At 66.2% G+C, this 17,627-nt stretch carries 11 protein-coding genes; 7 read left to right on the forward strand and 4 right to left on the reverse strand.

Going from position 1 to position 17,627, the window contains the following annotated elements; all coding sequences use genetic code 11:
- Nucleotides 1-14: 14 nt before the first annotated feature.
- From uvrC to uvrA, 3 genes are all read right to left on the reverse strand, one after another.
- Nucleotides 15-2,081, reverse strand: a complete 2,067-nt coding sequence (uvrC, locus tag I2487_RS02740; RefSeq protein WP_207172444.1) for an excinuclease ABC subunit UvrC — start codon at nucleotides 2,079-2,081, stop codon at nucleotides 15-17.
- The gene (locus I2487_RS02745) at nucleotides 2,074-2,784 is read right to left on the reverse strand and encodes a lysophospholipid acyltransferase family protein (protein WP_518523691.1); all 711 of its coding nucleotides are present in this window, start codon (nucleotides 2,782-2,784) and stop codon (nucleotides 2,074-2,076) included. The genes uvrC and I2487_RS02745 overlap by 8 nt, the downstream gene beginning before the upstream one ends.
- 80 nt (nucleotides 2,785-2,864) lie before the next feature.
- The gene (uvrA, locus tag I2487_RS02750; protein ID WP_345941313.1) at nucleotides 2,865-5,768 is read right to left on the reverse strand and encodes an excinuclease ABC subunit UvrA; all 2,904 of its coding nucleotides are present in this window, start codon (nucleotides 5,766-5,768) and stop codon (nucleotides 2,865-2,867) included.
- Nucleotides 5,769-6,059: 291 nt separating this feature from the next.
- Between uvrA and I2487_RS02755 the strand changes: the two genes are divergently transcribed.
- The 5 genes from I2487_RS02755 to I2487_RS02775 all read left to right on the forward strand — a co-directional run bounded on the left by I2487_RS02755 (nucleotide 6,060) and on the right by I2487_RS02775 (nucleotide 13,275).
- Nucleotides 6,060-7,571, forward strand: a complete 1,512-nt coding sequence (locus I2487_RS02755; protein WP_207172446.1) for a cytosine permease — start codon at nucleotides 6,060-6,062, stop codon at nucleotides 7,569-7,571.
- A gap of 175 nt (nucleotides 7,572-7,746) precedes the next feature.
- A complete protein-coding gene (locus tag I2487_RS02760; RefSeq protein ID WP_207172448.1) occupies nucleotides 7,747-8,583 on the forward strand; it encodes an HAD hydrolase-like protein in 837 nt (278 codons plus the stop codon).
- A gap of 5 nt (nucleotides 8,584-8,588) precedes the next feature.
- A complete protein-coding gene (locus I2487_RS02765) occupies nucleotides 8,589-9,281 on the forward strand; it encodes an MBL fold metallo-hydrolase (protein WP_207172449.1) in 693 nt (230 codons plus the stop codon).
- Between the two features lie 5 nt (nucleotides 9,282-9,286).
- Entirely contained in the window at nucleotides 9,287-11,947 is a 2,661-nt protein-coding gene (locus I2487_RS02770) for a DEAD/DEAH box helicase (protein WP_255545888.1), read from the forward strand.
- Nucleotides 11,944-13,275 carry an alpha/beta fold hydrolase gene (locus I2487_RS02775; protein ID WP_207172453.1) on the forward strand — a complete coding sequence of 444 codons (1,332 nt, stop codon included), beginning with the start codon at nucleotides 11,944-11,946 and terminating at the stop codon, nucleotides 13,273-13,275. Before I2487_RS02770 ends, I2487_RS02775 begins: the two co-directional genes overlap by 4 nt.
- A 3-nt stretch (nucleotides 13,276-13,278) precedes the next feature.
- Here I2487_RS02775 and I2487_RS02780 read toward each other — a convergent pair whose 3' ends face one another.
- Nucleotides 13,279-14,481, reverse strand: coding sequence for a TerC family protein (locus I2487_RS02780; RefSeq protein WP_207172455.1), 1,203 nt, complete (start codon nucleotides 14,479-14,481; stop codon nucleotides 13,279-13,281).
- Between the two features lie 533 nt (nucleotides 14,482-15,014).
- Between I2487_RS02780 and menD the strand changes: the two genes are divergently transcribed.
- Together menD and I2487_RS02790 are read left to right on the forward strand one after the other, a co-directional pair.
- Nucleotides 15,015-16,751 carry a 2-succinyl-5-enolpyruvyl-6-hydroxy-3-cyclohexene-1-carboxylic-acid synthase gene (gene menD, locus I2487_RS02785; protein ID WP_207172457.1) on the forward strand — a complete coding sequence of 579 codons (1,737 nt, stop codon included), beginning with the start codon at nucleotides 15,015-15,017 and terminating at the stop codon, nucleotides 16,749-16,751.
- A 76-nt stretch (nucleotides 16,752-16,827) separates the two neighbouring features.
- Complete coding sequence (locus I2487_RS02790; RefSeq protein WP_207172459.1) at nucleotides 16,828-17,616, forward strand: SDR family NAD(P)-dependent oxidoreductase; 789 nt, start codon at nucleotides 16,828-16,830, stop codon at nucleotides 17,614-17,616.
- The last annotated feature ends 11 nt before the right edge of the window (nucleotides 17,617-17,627 follow it).

The following is a 17,627-nucleotide window of genomic DNA, read 5'->3' on the forward strand; positions in this document are numbered from 1 at the left end:
GTTTCGGCCGGGGTTCAGGCCTGGTCTTTCGCCGCCGCGCCGGCGGGAGAGGGTTCCGCCGGAGAGGGCTCGGCCGCAGAGGCCTCGGCGGTGAGGTGGTCGAGGATCTTCTGCGCGGTGTCTCGGCCCAGTCCGGGGACCTCGATGATCTCCTCCAGGCTGGCCTTCTTCAGGTTCGCCACCGAGCCGAAGTGCGCGACGACGGCGGCGCGGCGGGCCGGCCCCAGGCCCGGCACTTCATCCAGCGCCGAGGCGGTCATCGCCTTGGACCGCTTGGAGCGGTGGTAGGCGATGGCGAAGCGGTGGGCCTCGTCGCGGATGCGCTGCAGCATGTAGAGCGCCTCGGAGGACCGTGGCAGCACCAGCGGGAAGTCGTCCCCGGGCAGCCAGACCTCCTCGAGCCGCTTGGCCAGTCCGACGACGGGCAGATCGGTGATCCCGAGGTCATCCAGCGCCTGCCGGGCCACGTTGACCTGGGGCTGGCCGCCGTCGACCACGACCAGGCTGGGCGGGTAGGCGAAGCGTTCGGCCTCGCGCTCCACCACCGTGGAGTCCTTGGCCTCCCCCGCCGCGAACTCTGCACCCTCGGGCGCTGGAGTGACAGCCGCACGCTCAGCCACCGCGCCCTCGGCCGGCTCAGCCACCGCGGTCTCGGACTGGGCCTGGTCCTTCAGGTGCCGGGCGAAGCGGCGGCGGATCACGTCGTACATCGCGGAGGTGTCATCCCGGGCGGCGTCGCCCTTGACCGAGAACCGCCGGTAGTCGCGCTTTTTGGCCAACCCGTCCTCGAGCACCACCATCGAGGCGACCACGTTGGTGCCGGAGGTGTGCGAGATGTCGAAGCATTCGATGCGCAGCAGCGGCTCGGAGGCGCCGAGCGCCTCCTGCAGGTCACGCAGCGCCGCGGAGCGGGTGGTGATGTCGGAGTTGCGCCGGGCCTTGTGCAGCGCCAGCGCCTGGGAGGCGTTCTCCTGCACGGTGCCCAGCAGGGCGGCCTTGTCCCCGCGCTGGGGCACGCGCAGGCTGATCTGCGCCTTCCCCTCGCCGGAGTCGCTGCGCAGCTGGCGCAGCCAGGCGGACATCTCCTCGGCGTTGTCCGGCAGCGCCGGGACCAACACCTCGGGCGGGATCCGTTCGGTGTCGGCCATGGAGCCGTAGACCTGCATCAGCAGCTGCTCGACCATCGCGCCGGCGTCGGTGTCCTCGACCTTCTCCACCACCCAGCCGCGCTGGCCGCGGATCCGGCCCTGCCGGACGTGGAAGACCTGGGCGGCGGCCTCGAGCTCGTCCTCGGCGAAGGCGAAGATATCGGCCTCGGTGTCCTCGGAGAGCACCACGGAGTTGCGTTCGAAGACCCGGCGGATGGCTTCGAGGTCGTCGCGGTGCCGACCGGCGTCCTCATAGCGCAGCTCGGCCACGGCGGCCTTCATCTCGTTCTCGATCCGGCGCACCTGCGGCCCGGGGCGTCCGGCCATGACCTCGCAGAACTCCTCGGCGAGCTTGCGGTGGTCCTCCTCGCTGATCTCTCCCACGCAGGGCGCGGCGCATTTGCCGATATAGCCCAGCAGGCAGGGCCGGCCGGAGGCCTTGGCGCGCTTGAACACCCCGGCGGAGCAGCTGCGCACCGGGAAGACCCGCAGCATGGTGTCCACGGTCTCGCGGATCGCCTTAGCCGGGTAGAACGGGCCGAAGTACTTCACCCCGGGCTTCTTGTCCCCGCGCATCACCTGGACCCGCGGGTACTTCTCGTTCATGGTGACCGCGAGGTACGGGTAGGACTTGTCGTCGCGGTACATGATGTTGAACCGCGGGGTGTGCTGCTTGATCCAGGTGTATTCGAGCTGGATGGCTTCCAGCTCGGAGCCGACCACGGTCCATTCCACGCTGGCCGCGGCGTGGACCATGGCGTAGGTCTTCGGGTGCAGCGTGTTGACCCGGGCGAAGTAGGAGTTCAGCCGGGCGCGCAGGTTCTTGGCCTTGCCGACATAGACCACTCGGCCGTGCGGGTCGATGAAGCGGTAGACCCCGGGGGTGGTGGGGATCTCTCCGGTGCGCGGGCGGTAGGAGGTGGGGTCAGCCATCGGCCTCGGCGGGCGGCGCGTTGTAGCGGGCCACCCGTTCCTGGCCGCTGAGCGCGGCGATGGAGTCCATGATCTGCTCGGTGGCGGCCCGGCGGGCGGGCAGCGGGTGCTTCTTGCCGAGCTGCTCGAACTGCAGCGGCTCCCCCACATGCATCTCGAACTTGGTGGGGTGGATCATCCGGGAGTCGGGCTTCTGCAGCGCCTCGGTGCCGCGCAGCCCGACCGGGACGATCGGCAGGCCGGTGGCCACCGCGAGCCAGCCGACGCCGTTCTTGCCGCGGTAGAGCCGGCCGTCGCGGCTGCGGGTGCCTTCGGGGTAGATCCCGACGCCGTGGCCGGCCTCGGCGATCGAGCCCAGCTCGAAGAGCGCCTCCACCGAGGCGGACTGGCGCTGCCGTTCCACCGGGACCGAGCCCACGGATTCGAAGAACAGCTTCATGGCGCGGCCCTTGAACCCAGTCTGGTTGAAGTACTCCGCCTTGGCGAAGAAGCTCACAGTGCGCGGGAACAGTGCCTGGATCAGCACCGAGTCGAGGAAGGACAGGTGGTTCGAGGCCACGATGAACCCGCCCTCGGCAGGGGTGTTCTCCAGCCCGGTGATCACCGGGCGGCAGGAGAGCTTCACCGCGATCTCGAAGGCCTTGCGGACCGCATCATTGGTGGCGACGCGCTCGGAACCCTGCGCCTCGGGGGTGGTGCTCACCTGATGTGCCTCCGCTTACTCGCTGATCAGCGTCGTCGTCCTGCGTGATGATGGGGGTGCCGGTCTGTGAACTGGCCCACTCACTTTAGCAGTGCGGCAAGGAATGCGCCCGTGTGGGAGCCGGTCTTCTCCGCCGTGGCGGCGACCTTCTCCGGGGTGCCCTGCGCGACGACGAGCCCGCCGCCGCTGCCGCCCTCGGGCCCGAGGTCGATGACCCAGTCCGAGGACTTGATCACGTCGAGGTTGTGCTCGATGGTGATCACGCTGTTGCCCTTCTCCACCAGCCCCTGCAGCACCTGCAGCAGCTTGCGAATGTCCTCGAAGTGCAGACCGGTGGTGGGCTCGTCCAGCACGTAGACGCTGCGCCCGTTGGAGCGGCGCTGCAGCTCAGAAGCGAGCTTCACGCGCTGGGCCTCGCCGCCGGAGAGCGTGGTGGCGGACTGGCCCAGCCGCACATAGCCCAGGCCGACCTCGACCAGGGTGTTGAGGTGTCGGGCGATCGGGGCGAAGGCGGCGAAGAACTCCGCGGCCTCCTCGATCGGCATGTCGAGGACCTCGGCGATGTTCTTGTTCTTGTACTTCACCTCGAGGGTCTCGCGGTTGTACCGGGCGCCGTGGCAGACCTCGCAGGGCACGTAGACATCGGGCAGGAAGTTCATCTCGATCTTCAGCGTGCCGTCGCCGGAGCAGGACTCACACCGGCCGCCCTTGATGTTGAAGGAGAACCTGCCCGGCTGGTAGCCGCGGGTCTTGGACTCCGGGGCCTGGGCGAAGAGCTTGCGGACGTGGTCGAAGACCCCGGTGTAGGTGGCCGGGTTGGAGCGCGGGGTGCGCCCGATCGGTGACTGGTCCACGTGGATCACCTTGTCCAGGTGATCGTCGATCCCGTCGATCCGGCGGTGCCGGCCGGGGACCTGCTTGGCGCCGTTGAGCTTGTTCGCCAGGGACTTGTAGAGGATCTCGTTGATCAGCGTGGACTTGCCCGAGCCGGAGACCCCGGTGACCGAGAGGAAGATCCCCAGCGGGATCTCCACCGAGACCTTGTCCAGGTTGTTCTCCTGGGCCTCGATGACCTTGAGCATCCGGGTCTTGTCCACCGGGCGGCGTTCCGCCGGCACCGGGATGCTGCGCCGGCCCGCGAGGTAGTCGCCGGTGATCGAGTGGGTGTTCTCGCGCAGGCCCTGCACGGAGCCGGAGTGCACGATCTCGCCGCCGCGCTCACCGGCGCCCGGGCCGATGTCCACGATCCAGTCGGCCTCGGCGATGGTGTCCTCGTCGTGCTCCACGACGATCAGGGTGTTGCCGAGGTCGCGCAGCCGGGTGAGGGTCTGGATCAGCCGCGCGTTGTCGCGCTGGTGCAGCCCGATGGAGGGCTCGTCGAGCACGTAGAGCACCCCGACCAGGCCGGAGCCGATCTGGGTGGCGAGCCGGATCCGCTGCGCCTCGCCGCCGGAGAGCGTGCCGGCGGCGCGCTCCAGGTTCAGGTAGCTCAGGCCGACGTCGAGCAGGAAGTTCAGCCTGGCCAGGATCTCCTTGAGCACCTGGTCGGCGATGGCGGCGTCGCGGCTGGAGAGTTCCACGGTGGAGAAGAACTTGGCGCACTCGTCCAGCGGGAGCCGGGCGATCTCCGCGATGGAGGCGCCTTGGACGGTGACCGCGAGCGCGGCCGGGTTCAGCCGCTGGCCGTTGCAGGCCGGGCAGGGGACCTGGCGCATGTACTGCGCGTAGCGGTCCCGGGCGTTGTCGGACTCCACCTCGAGGTGCTTGCGCGAGATGTAGGAGAGCACGCCTTCGAACCCGGTGGAGTAGGTGCGTTCCCGGCCGAAGCGGTTGCGGTACTGCACAACGACCTTGTGGTTGCGTCCGTGCAGCAGCGCCTTCTGCGCCTTCTTGGGCAGGTCCTTCCAGGGGGTGCGCACCGAGAAGTCCAGCTCCTTGGACAGCGCGGTGATCAGCCGGAGCCAGTAGTCCTTCGACGCCTTGCCCAGCGCCCAGGGCGCGATGGCGCCGCCCTCGAGGGAGAGCGTGTCATCGGGGATCACCAGGTCGATGTCCACCTCGAGGCTGGAGCCGATGCCGGAGCAGACCTCGCAGGCACCGAAGGGGTTGTTGAAGGAGAAGGAGCGCGGCTCGATCTCATCCAGCTGCAGCGGGTGCTCGTTGGGGCAGGCCAGGTTCTCGGAGAAGGGCCGCTGCTTGGGGCCCTTCAGGCCCTCGGGGACCCGGTCGTTGGTGGGTTCGCCGTCCTCGTCGAGGTCGACCAGGTCGATGACCAGGCGCCCGTCGGCGAGCTTCAGCGCGGTCTCCACCGAGTCGGTGAGCCGCTGGCGCATGCCCTCGCGGATCACCAGGCGGTCGATGACCACCTCGATGTGGTGCTTATAGGTCTTCTCCAGCGTGGGCGGCTCGCTGAGCTGGATGATCTCGCCGTCGACGATGGCGCGGGAGAAGCCCTCGGAGGCGAGGTCGCGGAAGAGGTCCTTGAATTCGCCCTTGCGGCCGCGCACCACCGGGGCCAGCACCTGGAACCGGGTCTTCTCGGGGAAGCCCAGGACCTGGTCGACGATCTGCTGCGGGGTCTGGCGTTCGATCTTCTCCCCGCAGGTGGGGCAGTGCGGGATTCCGATCCGGGCCCAGAGCAGGCGCAGGTAGTCGTGGATCTCGGTGACCGTGCCCACGGTGGAGCGGGGGTTCTTGGAGGTGGACTTCTGATCGATGGACACCGCCGGGGAGAGGCCCTCGATGAAGTCGATGTCGGGCTTGTCCACTCGGCCGAGGAACTGGCGGGCGTAGGCGGAGAGCGACTCCACGTAGCGGCGCTGGCCCTCGGCGAAGATCGTGTCAAAGGCGAGCGAGGACTTGCCGGAGCCGGAGAGGCCGGTGAACACGATGAAGGAGTTGCGCGGCAGCTCGACGGTGACGTCCTTGAGGTTGTGCTCGCGCGCCCCCTGGACCACGATCCGGTCGGCCTCGGCACGACCGATCGTGCCGTTGGTGGCGGACTTCTCTCGCGCTCCCTCGGCGTAGTAGTCGTCGACGGATTCGATGATGGCTGTTTCGGCGGCTCGTTCTGACACGTCGTTCAGTGTAGAACCCCTGACGGGCTCGAACAAACGTTCGAAGCGAGGCCTGGTGAGCGCCACCTGGGTAACGCGGACGTAAAACCTGTGTTTCATTCGTTGCAAGAGGCCAAAACGGGTGATGCTGAACGTTTCACCGAGGCTAGTCTCGCTGTGATTCACCCCTCACGAGCCGCCATCACCCCGGAGATCACAGTGACCCAGACAGCCCGCCCCCACCAGACTCCCCCAACGCAAGGCACGCAAGCCACGCAACCCCCAGGCTTAGAACAGGCCCCGCACCCCGCACTGCACAATAAGGACCTCGCGCCCGTCGGCCCCGAGCAGAAGCGCTGGGGCTGGTTCGAGATCTTCAACGTCTGGACCAATGACGTGCAGTCCCTGGCCGGCTACACCCTGGCCGCCTCGCTGTTCATCGGCGCCGGGATCAACGGCTGGTTCGTGTTCGCCGCGATCATCCTCGCCGGGGTCTTCGTGAACTGGCTGGTCAACCTCTCCGGCGCCCCCAGCGTCCGGCACGGTGTCCCCTACGCGGTGATGGCCCGGCCCTCCATGGGCGTGCTGGGCGCCCGCTTCCCCGCGACGGTCCGCGGCGTGGTGGCGATCTTCTGGTACGGCGCCCAGACCTACTTCGCCTCCACCGCGGTGGCGCTGGCGTTCAACGCCGCCCTGGACAGCCCGCAGACCGGGAGCTTCCTGGGCCTGGATGTGATCGGCTGGGTCTCCTATGTGATCGTCGCGCTGATCCAGGTCTGGCTGTTCACCCGCGGGATCGAGACCATCGCCCGGTTCCTGAACTTCGCGGGCCCCGCGGTCTACGTGGTGATGACGGTGCTGCTGGTGCTGATCTGGGTCCGTGCCGGGTCCGACCTGCTGCCCGCGGTCGGCACGATCTTCAGCAACCAGGACGTCACCGGCTGGGCCGCGATCTCCGCCTTCGTCGGGGTGGTCGGCACCATGGTCGCCTACTTCGCCGCGGTGATCATCAACTTCGGCGACTTCTCCCGGTTCTCCAAGACCGAACGCTCCATGCGGCTGGGCAACTTCACCGGGCTCCCGCTCTCGCTGGCCTTCTTCACTTTCCTCTCGCTGTTCATCACCGCCGGCGCCTATGTGGTGTTCCAGGGCGGCACCGGGGAGCCGATGGACAACCCGACCGACATCATCGCGCAGACCGAATCCGTGATCCTGGCCATCGTCGCCGCGATCACCTTCCTGCTGGCCACCGTGGGCATCAACCTGGTGGCGAACTTCATCCCGCCGGCCTATGACCTGGCAAACCTAGCGCCGCAGAAGATCAGCTTCCGCACCGGGGGCTACATCACCGCGGTGATCGGATTCGTGATCGGCGCCCTCTGGGTCGCGGTGATCGAACAGATCGGGCTGCCCACCTTCGTGGACACCCTCGGCGCGCTGCTGGCACCGCTCTATGGGGTGCTGATCGTGGACTACTACATCATTCGGCGCAGCCAGATCTCCACGCCGGACCTGTTCAGCATGGATCCCAACGGTCCGTATTACTACACGCGCGGCTGGAACCTGAGGGCCATCGCGGCCTTCGGCATCGCGGCGATCTTCGCGGTGCTCACCGTCTGGGTCCCGGCGCTGGCCGCCCTGGCCGGGTTCGCCTGGATCATCGGCGCGGCGCTGGGCGGGCTGTTCTACTGGCTGGTGATGCGCAGCCAGACAGCGCCCGCTCCCCGCTGACCCTCCCCGTTGCCCCTCCCCGTTGAGGGGCGGATTCTGCGGGTATCTCATGCGGTTTTCGGGCCAATCTCGTCGCAGATTCCGCCCCTCAGCGCAAGGGTGGCGTTCACTCGACGGAAGGTGGCGTTCATCACGACGACGCCGGCGCCACATCGGCCCGTGTCACAATGGCGCGGTGAACTCTGACTCCCTCGCCGCCTCCGCCCCCGTCCGCCCCTCCGAGAGTGCCGTGGCAGCCCCCGAGACCCGGGCCGTGCTCTTCGATCTCGACGGCACCCTGGTGGACCCGGCGGGAGCGATCACCCTGGGCATCGTGCATGCCCTGAACGTGCACGGGATCGAGATCCCGGACCAGGAGGTGCTGGACTCCTTCGTGGGCCCGCCGCTGGCCACCTCGCTGGCCAACCTGCCCGGGGTCACCGAGGCGCTGATCCCCTCCATCGTGGAGGAATACCGGCAGCGCTACCTGGCCGAGGGCATGGCGGCCAGCCAGGTCTACCCCGGGATCGAGAAGCTGCTGGGCACGCTCAACGCGGCCGGCGTGGTCTGCGCGGTGGCCACCTCCAAACCCACCGGACTGGCCGAGCGGCTGCTGGAGATCCAGGGCATTCGCGAGCACTTCGCCGCGGTGCACGGCTCCGCGGAGGACGAGTCGATCCCGCACGCCGGGAAGGGCCCGATCCTGGGCGCCGCTCTGGAAGCGATCGGCCTGGACCCCGCGGCCGGTCCGCTCGCCGAGACCGCCCCCAAGGCCTCGGTGGTGATGGTCGGTGACCGGATCTTCGACGTGGACGGCGCCGCGGACCACGGACTGCGCTGCATCGGGGTGCGCTGGGGCTACGCCCCGGCCGGAGAGCTCGAGGAGGCTGGTGCCTACCCGATCGTGAGCACCGCCGAGCACCTCGAAGACGCACTGGCCTCCGCCGGAATCCTGAACCCCACCCCGCAGCAGGCCCACGCCCCGGGGTCCGTCCGCTTCGTGGCCCCACGGAGTCGCCAGACCATAGACTGACCCCTATGGCCTCTGACAGTTCTCTGCTCTACGATCTCCCTGCGATCACGCTGCGCCGCATCTCGGTCTCCGAGATGAGCAACAACGTGTATCTGCTCACCGCCAAGAAGTCCGGGGTCCAGGTGCTGATCGATGCCGCCGACGACGCCGGGGCCATCCGGGGCCTGCTCGCCGAAGCCGCCCAGGACACGCCCTGCCCGCTGGAGCTCTCCGCGGTGCTCACAACGCACTCGCACTGGGATCACATCCGGGCCCTGGAGGAGCTGCTCGGCTCCCCCGCCGGCGGATCCGGCACCTCTGCCCGCCCGGAATCCGCGGCGGGTGCGGAGGACGCCGGCACCATCGAGGCCGAGAAGAACGTCACCATCGACCGGCGGCTGAGCCACGGCGAGAGCTTGTCGTATGACGGCATCGCGCTCAACGTGATCCACCTTCGCGGACATACCCCCGGGTCCATGGCCTTCGTCTACAAGGTGGAGGACGGCCCCACACACATCTTCACCGGAGACTCGCTCTTCCCCGGCGGGGTCGGCAAGACCTGGTCGGAGGCGGACTTCACCTCGCTGATCGATGACGTGGAGGCCCGGCTCTTCGCCGGATACGAGGACGACACGATCATCCACCCCGGCCACGGTGACCCCACCACGCTGGGCGCCGAACGCGCCTCGCTCCCCGCATGGCGGGAACGCGGCTGGTGAGCGCGATGACCGCCCTCAGCCCGTCCAAACGGCTGCACAAGCTCGAGAGCTCCGCCGAGAATGCCGGCCCCGCCGGGCCGGAGGAGCTCTACGCCGCCTTCGAATCCTGGACCGAGACCCAGGGGATCACGCTCTATCCCGCCCAGCAGGACGCCATCCTGGAACTCGCCGACGGCCAGCACGTCATCATGGCCACCCCCACCGGGTCGGGCAAGTCCCTGGTCGCCACCGCGGCGCACTTCTTCGCGCTCTCCCGCGGCGAGCGCAGCGTCTACACCGCCCCGATCAAGGCGCTGGTCTCGGAGAAGTTCTTCTCCCTGGTGGAGATCTTCGGCGCCGAGAACGTCGGAATGGTCACCGGTGACTCCTCGGTCAACGCCGAGGCCCCGATCGTGTGCTGCACCGCGGAGATCCTCGCCAACGAAGCGCTGCGCGACGGCCGCGACGCCAACGTCGGCCCGGTGATCATGGACGAGTTCCACTTCTACGCCGATCCGCAGCGCGGCTGGGCCTGGCAGGTCCCGCTGCTGGAGCTCACCGGCCGCGCCGAGCCCGGCACCCCGGGCCAGGGCGCCTCCGGCAGCCGGGCACAGTTCCTGCTGATGTCCGCCACCCTCGGCGACACCTCCCGGTTCGAGGCCCGGCTCAGCGAGGGAACCGGACGCGACGTCGTCACGGTCTCCAGCGCCGAGCGTCCGGTGCCGCTGAGCTACGAGTACTCCACCACCGCGCTGCAGACCAAGCTCGAGGAGCTGGTCACCACGCACCAGGCCCCGGTCTACGTGGTGCACTTCTCCCAGCGCGAGGCGGCCGAGCGCGCCGTCGGCCTGGCCTCGCTCAACGTGGTCTCCAAGGAGGAGCGCGAGGCGATCCGGCTCAAGCTGGAGACCTTCCGCTTCGCCGCCGGCTTCGGCAAGACCCTGAACCGGCTGCTGCGCGCCGGGATCGGGGTGCACCACGCCGGAATGCTGCCCAAATACCGCCGGCTGGTGGAGCAGCTCGCCCAGCAGGGCCTGCTGAAGGTCATCTGCGGCACCGACACCCTCGGCGTCGGGATCAACGTGCCGATCCGCACGGTGCTGCTGACCGCGCTGAGCAAATACGACGGCACCCGCACCCGACAGCTCAATGCGCGCGAGTTCCACCAGATCGCCGGCCGCGCCGGCCGGGCCGGGTTCGACACCCACGGCACCGTGGTGGTCCAGGCGCCGGAGCACGTGATCGAGAACAACGCCGCGATCGAGAAGGCCCGCGCCAAACATGGTGATGACGAGAAGAAGGTGTCCCAGGCGATCCGCTCCGCCGGGAAGAAGAAGCCCCGCGAAGGGTTCGTCTCCTGGAGCGACAAGACCTTCGAGCGGATCATCACCGCCACCCCGGAGCCGATGGTCTCGAGGATGAAGGTCAGCTACTCGATGGTGCTGCACCTGCTGGAGCGGCCCGAGGACCCGATCCGGGCGATGCGCCGGATGATCCTCGCCGCCGATGAGACCCCGGCCCGGAAGGCCCAGCTGCAGCGCCAGGCGCTTCAGATCCTGCGCGAGCTGCTCACCGCCGGGGTGCTGGAGCGCCTGGAGCGTCCCGATGAGGACGGCCGCACCGTGGACCTCACCCTGGACCTGCAGGACAACTTCGCGCTGAACCAGCCGCTGGCGCCCTTCGCGGTGGCCGCGGTGGAGCTGCTCGACGTCGAGTCCGAGTCCTACGCCCACGATGTGATCAGCGTGATCGAGTCCATCCTGGAGACCCCGCACCAGATCACCGGCGCACAGATGAAGCAGCTGAAGGCGGAGAAGATCGGCGAGCTCAAGGCCGAGGGCGTGGACTACGTGGACCGGATGCGGATCCTCGACGAGCTCACCCACCCGCAGCCGCTGGCCGAGCTGCTGACTCAGCAGTTCGAGATCTACCGCACCGGCGCGCCCTGGGTCTCCGATCACGCGCTGCAGCCAAAGTCGGTGGTCCGGGACATGCTGGAGCGCGCCTTCGACTTCACCACGATGGTGAATCACTATCAGATCGCCCGCTCCGAGGGCGTGCTGCTGCGCTACCTCAGCGATGCCTATAAGGCGCTGCGCCAGACGGTCCCGGAGAACCGGCTGACCGAGGAGCTCGAGGACCTGCTCGCCTGGCTGGGCGAGGTGGTCCGGCAGACCGACAGCTCGCTGCTGGAGGAATGGGAGCGCCTGCAGGCCGGGGATGACCCGGAGAAGCTGGCCGAGCTCGCCGCCATGGAGGCGGACATCTCCGCGCTGGACCACCCGGACCGGGTGACCGCCAATGCGCGGGCCTTCAAGGTGATGGTGCGCAACGCGCTGTTCCTGCGCGCCGAGCTCTTCGCCGAGGAGAAGGAGGCGAAGCTCGCCGAGCTCGACTCCGAACACGGCTGGGACAAGGACCGCTGGGGTCAGGCGCTGGACGCCTACTTCGAGGTCTACGAGGAGGTCTACACCGACGCCCAGTCCCGCGGGCCCTCCCTGGTGCGGATCGAGACCTCCCCGAAGGACACTCCGGACCCGGAGCGGCGCTACTGGCGGGCCGTGCAGGTGCTAGATGACCCGGAGGGCAACCACGACTGGGGCATCCACGCCTGGATCGACCTCACCGCCTCCGATGAGACCGGGGCGCCCGTGGTGATCATGAACCGGGTGGGCGAACTCGGGTGAGCACGGCAGCACCGCACACGGCAGGCGCCACCGCCACGCTGATCGACGGCACCCAGATCACCGACCACTGGCTTCAGGTTCCGCTCGACCACCGAGCTCCCGAGGGTGAGCAGATCCGGATCTACGCCCGGGAGTTCATCGCCGCCGAGGCGGTCAGGCAGGGCGCCGAGCATGTGGAGTCCCTCCCCTGGCTGCTGTTCCTGCAGGGCGGGCCCGGTGGGAAGGGCAGCCGCCCGGCGAAGCTCGGCGGCTGGATGAGTGAGGCCGGGGCAAAGTTCCGGATCCTGATGCTGGACCAGCGCGGCACCGGTCTCTCCACCCCGCTCACCCGGCACTCGCTCAGCCTCCGGGGCGACGCCGCCGCCCAGGCCGCTCATATGCGGCACTTCCGCGCCGATTCGATCGTGGCCGACGCCGAGGCGTTCCGGCGCACACTGGGACTGGACTCCTGGAGCGTGCTGGGGCAGAGCTTCGGCGGATTCACCACGCTGAGCTATCTCTCCTTCGCTCCCGATTCCCTGGACCGGGCGCTGATCACCGGCGGCCTGGCCCCGCTGACCGGCCACGCGGACCGGGTCTACCGGGCCACCTACGCCAAGATGCGGTCCCGGAACGCCGAGCACTTCGCCCGGTTCCCGCAGGACCGGGCGATCCTGGACGCGGTCTTCGCGCATCTGCGTGAGCACCAGGTGCGGCTGCTGGATGGCTCCACACTGACCCCTGCCCGGCTGCAGCTGATCGGGATGCTGCTGGGCGGCAACACCCGGGCCGATGCGCTGCACTACCTGCTCGAAGAGGCGTTCACCGGGCCGGATCAGACCCAGCTGACTGACACCTTCCTGGCCGCGGTGGGCCAGCAGCTCTCCTTCGCGGGGAACCCGATGTACGCGGTGATGCATGAGTCCATCTACGGCCAGCCCGCGGAGCTGACCGACGGACTCGCCGCCACCGGCTGGGCCGCCCAGCGGGTGGGCGCCGAGTTCCCGGAGTTCGACGCCGAAAGCGCCTCTCCCCTGCTGCTGGGTGAGATGATCCTGCGCGAGCATCTGCTCCTGGACCCGACGCTGCAGGACCTCCTCGAGGCCGCGGACCTGTTGGCCGCCGTGGAGGACTGGTCACCGCTCTATGACCTCGCCCAGCTGCGCTGGAACCGGGTGCCCACCGCCGCGGCGCTCTACACCGATGACGTCTACGTCGCGCGAGAGCTCTCCTGGGAGACCGCAGACATCATCGGCGGGATCAGCGTCTGGGAGACGAACGAGTTCCACCACGACGGCCTGGGCGACGACGGCGCCCGGGTCTTCGCGGAGCTGCTCAAGCGCACCTGAGGGTTATTTCACCCCGGTGCGCAGCCCGCGGGCCTTCTCCAGCAGCGCCACGTAGTTGCCGCGATGTTCGATCAAGTCAGCCTGGTACTTCTCCGGCACCTGGGCCACCTTCGCGGACCAGTAGTCCGACTTCTCGGCGGTCTTGATCAGGCTGAACTCGCGGTCCTCGGGCGCCTTCTCGGAAAGGTCCACGTAGCGCTGGTTGTACTTCTCGGCATTCTGGATGGCGCGCAGCGCGCGGCCCTTCGGTGCCATCAGCGAGGCAACCACCGTGATGATCAGCACCCCGACGATGACCATCAGCGACAGTCCGGTCTCGATCTCCACCACGGAAACGTCTTCGCCGCTGTTGATGAAGGGCAGGTTGTTCTCATGCAGGGCGTGGATCATCAGCTTCACACCGATGAACCCGAGGATGAGCGCCAGGCCGTAGGAGAGGTAGATGAGCCGGTCCAGCAGGCCGTCGATCAGGAAGTAGAGCTGGCGCAGACCCATCAGGGAGAACGCGGTGGCAGCGAAGACGATGAAGGGCTCCTGGGTGAGCCCGTAGATGGCTGGGATCGAGTCCACGGCAAAGAGCAGGTCGGTGCCGCCGATGGCGAGCATGACCAGCAGCATCGGGGTGAACATGCGCTTGCCGTCGATGCGGGTGGTCAGCTTGTCGCCGTGGAAGTCCTCGGTGGTGTTCAGGTGCTTGCGGGCGAAGCGGATGATGAAGTTGTCCGCCTCGTCTCCCCCGGAGTCCCCGGCGAGCTCCTTCTTCAGCAGCTGCCCGGCGGTCATCAGCAGGATGATGCCGAAGATATAGAAGACATCGCTCCAGAGGCTGATCAACCCCGCGCCGATGAAGATGAACCCGCTGCGCGCGATCAGCGCGAAAACGATGCCGAAGAGCAGCACCTTCTGCTGATACTCGCGGGGAACGTTGAAGCTGCCCATGATGACCAGGAACACGAAGAGGTTGTCCACCGAAAGCGCCTTCTCGGTGACATAGCCGGCGTAGTACTCGGTCGCCATCTCCGGGTGGCCCAGGGCGAAGAATCCCAGACCGAAGAGCAGGGCAACTCCCACGTAGAAGGCAGACCAGAGGGCGGCCTCTTTGATGGTCGGGGTGTGCGCCTTACGGACGTGAAAGACGAAGTCGAAGAGCAGCAGGCCGATGATCAGCGCAAGCGTGACGGTCCAGACCAGTGGGGAGATCTCCATGAAGGAGCCTTTCGCGAAGGAGGGTACAGCGATGTCATCGCGAGTCTCTCCGCCTGAGTCCAGGCCTCTGTGTCCGGCGAGGCAACACTGCCCCACGTGCTGACGACCACAGTGTTAGGGATACTCCCCCACGCTTGGATGATGTTACACCGCCTTCGTTGAGTCTCGAGGGGCCTGCCTGCTCGAGGTTGTTGAACTCCCGATCTCACAGAGGTAACTGACGCGTCACACTGTTGACGTGCGCTCTCCGCCCGTACCGTTCGACTGTGCCGACGGTTTCTGAGACTAGGGCGGCAGATGAGACCCGATATGAGTCACTAGCCTAGAGCTGACCCAGCACCCCCGTAAGACGCCGAGAAATCCTAAACAGGCAAAGCGGTTCTGACTCAGCCCGGCTGGTTCCGCAACATGAATCCAGGACCGAGGAAACTGCTCGCTATCACGTGGTGCCGAGCACTGTGCCCAATCGAGTTCGCTGATACCATCCAATGGTCCCGCGGCCCCGCAGGTCAGACCCGACGATAAGGACACATGTGTACGTCGATAGCCCGATAGTCCTCGAGCTTGTCGCTCTTCTCAAAGCTCACGGTGTGCGACACGTTGTCATATCCCCTGGATCCCGCCACTACCCGATCATGCGCTCGCTCGAGCACGATCCAGACTTCCACCTGTATTCAGTAGTAGACGAGCGGAGCGCGGGGTTCTTCGCTATTGGTGTCATTAGGGCAACTAACTCACCTGTCGCTGTTCTGACAACGTCTGGAACGGCAGCAGTCAACCTTTCGTCCCCCATCGCGGACGCCTACTACCAACGTCTCCCACTTGTGGCTATCACCGCCGACAGGTTCCCTCAGCTCCTTGATCAAATGGAAGACCAGATGGTCGACCAGTCAAATCTGTTCGCGGGAACCCTCCGCTCACGTGCGTTGCTACGACCCATCAATACGGATACCGACCACTGGTATAACAACCGCGTCATCAATGAGGCACTTCTAGCTCTGCGCATTAACGGGGTCGGGCCCGTGCACGTCAACGTTCCAATCGACAATCACACTGGTCTGGCCTACAGCACGAAAACTCTTCCCTCAGCGCGCGTCGTGAGCCACCACACTCCGACGTCCTGGGGCACCGATTGGTCTGACGTCGAAGCTCGGCTTCGGGGAAAGCGAGTAATGATCCTGTGGGGACAGAGCGGGCCGGTCGACAGCGAGACACTCACGGCGCTGAGCGACTTCACCTCGCGCACGGATTCTCTCGTCATCTCTGACCACCTAGGCAATCTTGATCACTCAGCCGTACTGGAAAAAGCGTTCGCGTCTCTTCGCTCCGGTAGGGCACGCGCTGGAGCTATCACCCCTGACGTACTTATAACAATGGGCGGCACCCTATTCCTTATCGAGGAAGTCAAAGCGTTGCTCAGGGAACACGAGGTAGAGCACTGGCGGATCGACCCAGACGGGCGAATAGTTGACCCATTCTGGCAGCTTACCGATGTTTTTCAGGTCAGCTCGCTCGATTTTCTGAGCAAAGCCGTGAGCGTCTCGAGTCCCCAAGTCCAGTCCAAGTACCGCGAGGTCGCATCTGGCATCGTGAATCACGTACCGAAAATCCCAGACACTTACGGCGAACTTGGCACGATAGGCCGATTCCTGGAACGTCTCCCCCAAGACGCCGCACTCCATATCGGCAACAGTGCCCCAATGCGCATGGCTCATCTGTACGAAATCGACCCAAAAATAAACATCCTTGGCAATAGAGGAGTAAACGGTATCGATGGGTCGATGTCCGCCACCATCGGCTACGCTGCGGCGTCGGGGCAACTGACATTCCTGATCATAGGGGACCTGTCGTTCTTCTATGACATGAATTCCTTGTGGATCCGCCATCGCCCCGCGAATCTGCGTATCTTGGTGGTTAACAACGGGGGCGGCGCGCTAATGCACTCATCACCAGTGCCATCGAACCGAGCCCAGCAGGCAGCGCTCCACACTTCCGCAGGCCACAGCGATTCGGTTCAGGGCTGGGTAGAATCGATGGGCATCAAGTATCTACAAGCACACGACGGGTCAAGTCTCGAAGCATCACTCGAGATCTTTATGGACCCTCAGAGTGACAGCGCAATTGTACTGGAGGCGTTCTCCGACAAGGTCGCAGATATCGGTCAGCTCAAGGATTACCACTCGTCAAATGGTGCAGTCGGCTCATCCACATATAGGAAAGTAAGAAGCTTCACAGGCCGTACTCTGCGAAAGCTGGGAATGCGTGGTTAATTACTCTCGCTACCTACCTGCAACTATGAAGCGAGTCCTTAAGCGTCCGCTCGAGAAGCGTTTCAGCAAAATTGAGATGTCACGCCCCTACCAAATCGTAGCCGACCCCAATTGGCGCCCACTCGCCGGAAAGGTAGCGGTCGTCACCGGAGCAAGCGGGGCAATCGGACGTGCAATCACCATCCGGCTCGCCGTCGACGGCGCGAAGGTTATTGCCCTTGCGCGAGACAGCGAGAAACTGAGAACGCTCGTTGCCGAGGTTGATGCCTTGGGCGGGACCGCGGAATGGGAATCCGTCGACCTTCGCGACAGTCGGGCCATCCGAGAGATCGCAGAACGGCTTGGGTCGATCGACATTCTTATTAACAACGCCGGCGGTTCTTCTCGTTCAAGAAATGCGAATATCTGGGATCAGTCGACCGAAACCATAGACGACGTTTTGACGGTAAATCTTCGAGCGCCAATGCTCACAGTCGCAGCTTTCGGCAGGGGCCTTCTAGATAGTGGACCAGGGGGTCGGATAATCAACCTCGGTTCTACCGTCGGCGTAGGTGGTCTACCCAAATTCTCCGACTACGCCGCCGCGAAGGCCGGCGTCGCGGGGTACACCCGCTCCGCCGCGCTTGAATTCGGTCCGCACGGGGTTACAGTGAACTGCGTAACTCCGGGCATCATCCAGAGAGGCCAAATTGGACCCAGCAAGGTGGAAAAGACTCTGAAGAAGGGAGTTCTACCCCGCCTGGGCCGTGCGGAAGATGTTGCCGAAATGGTCGCCTTCATCGCGGGACCTCATGCTGCGTGGATCACAGGTCAAGAGATCGTCGTCGATGGAGGGCGGTCCATTGGGCTGCACGGTGAACCGTGAGCAGGGAAACC

The sequence above is a fragment of the Nesterenkonia sp. E16_10 genome, from assembly GCF_017347085.1.
Taxonomy (GTDB): domain Bacteria; phylum Actinomycetota; class Actinomycetes; order Actinomycetales; family Micrococcaceae; genus Nesterenkonia.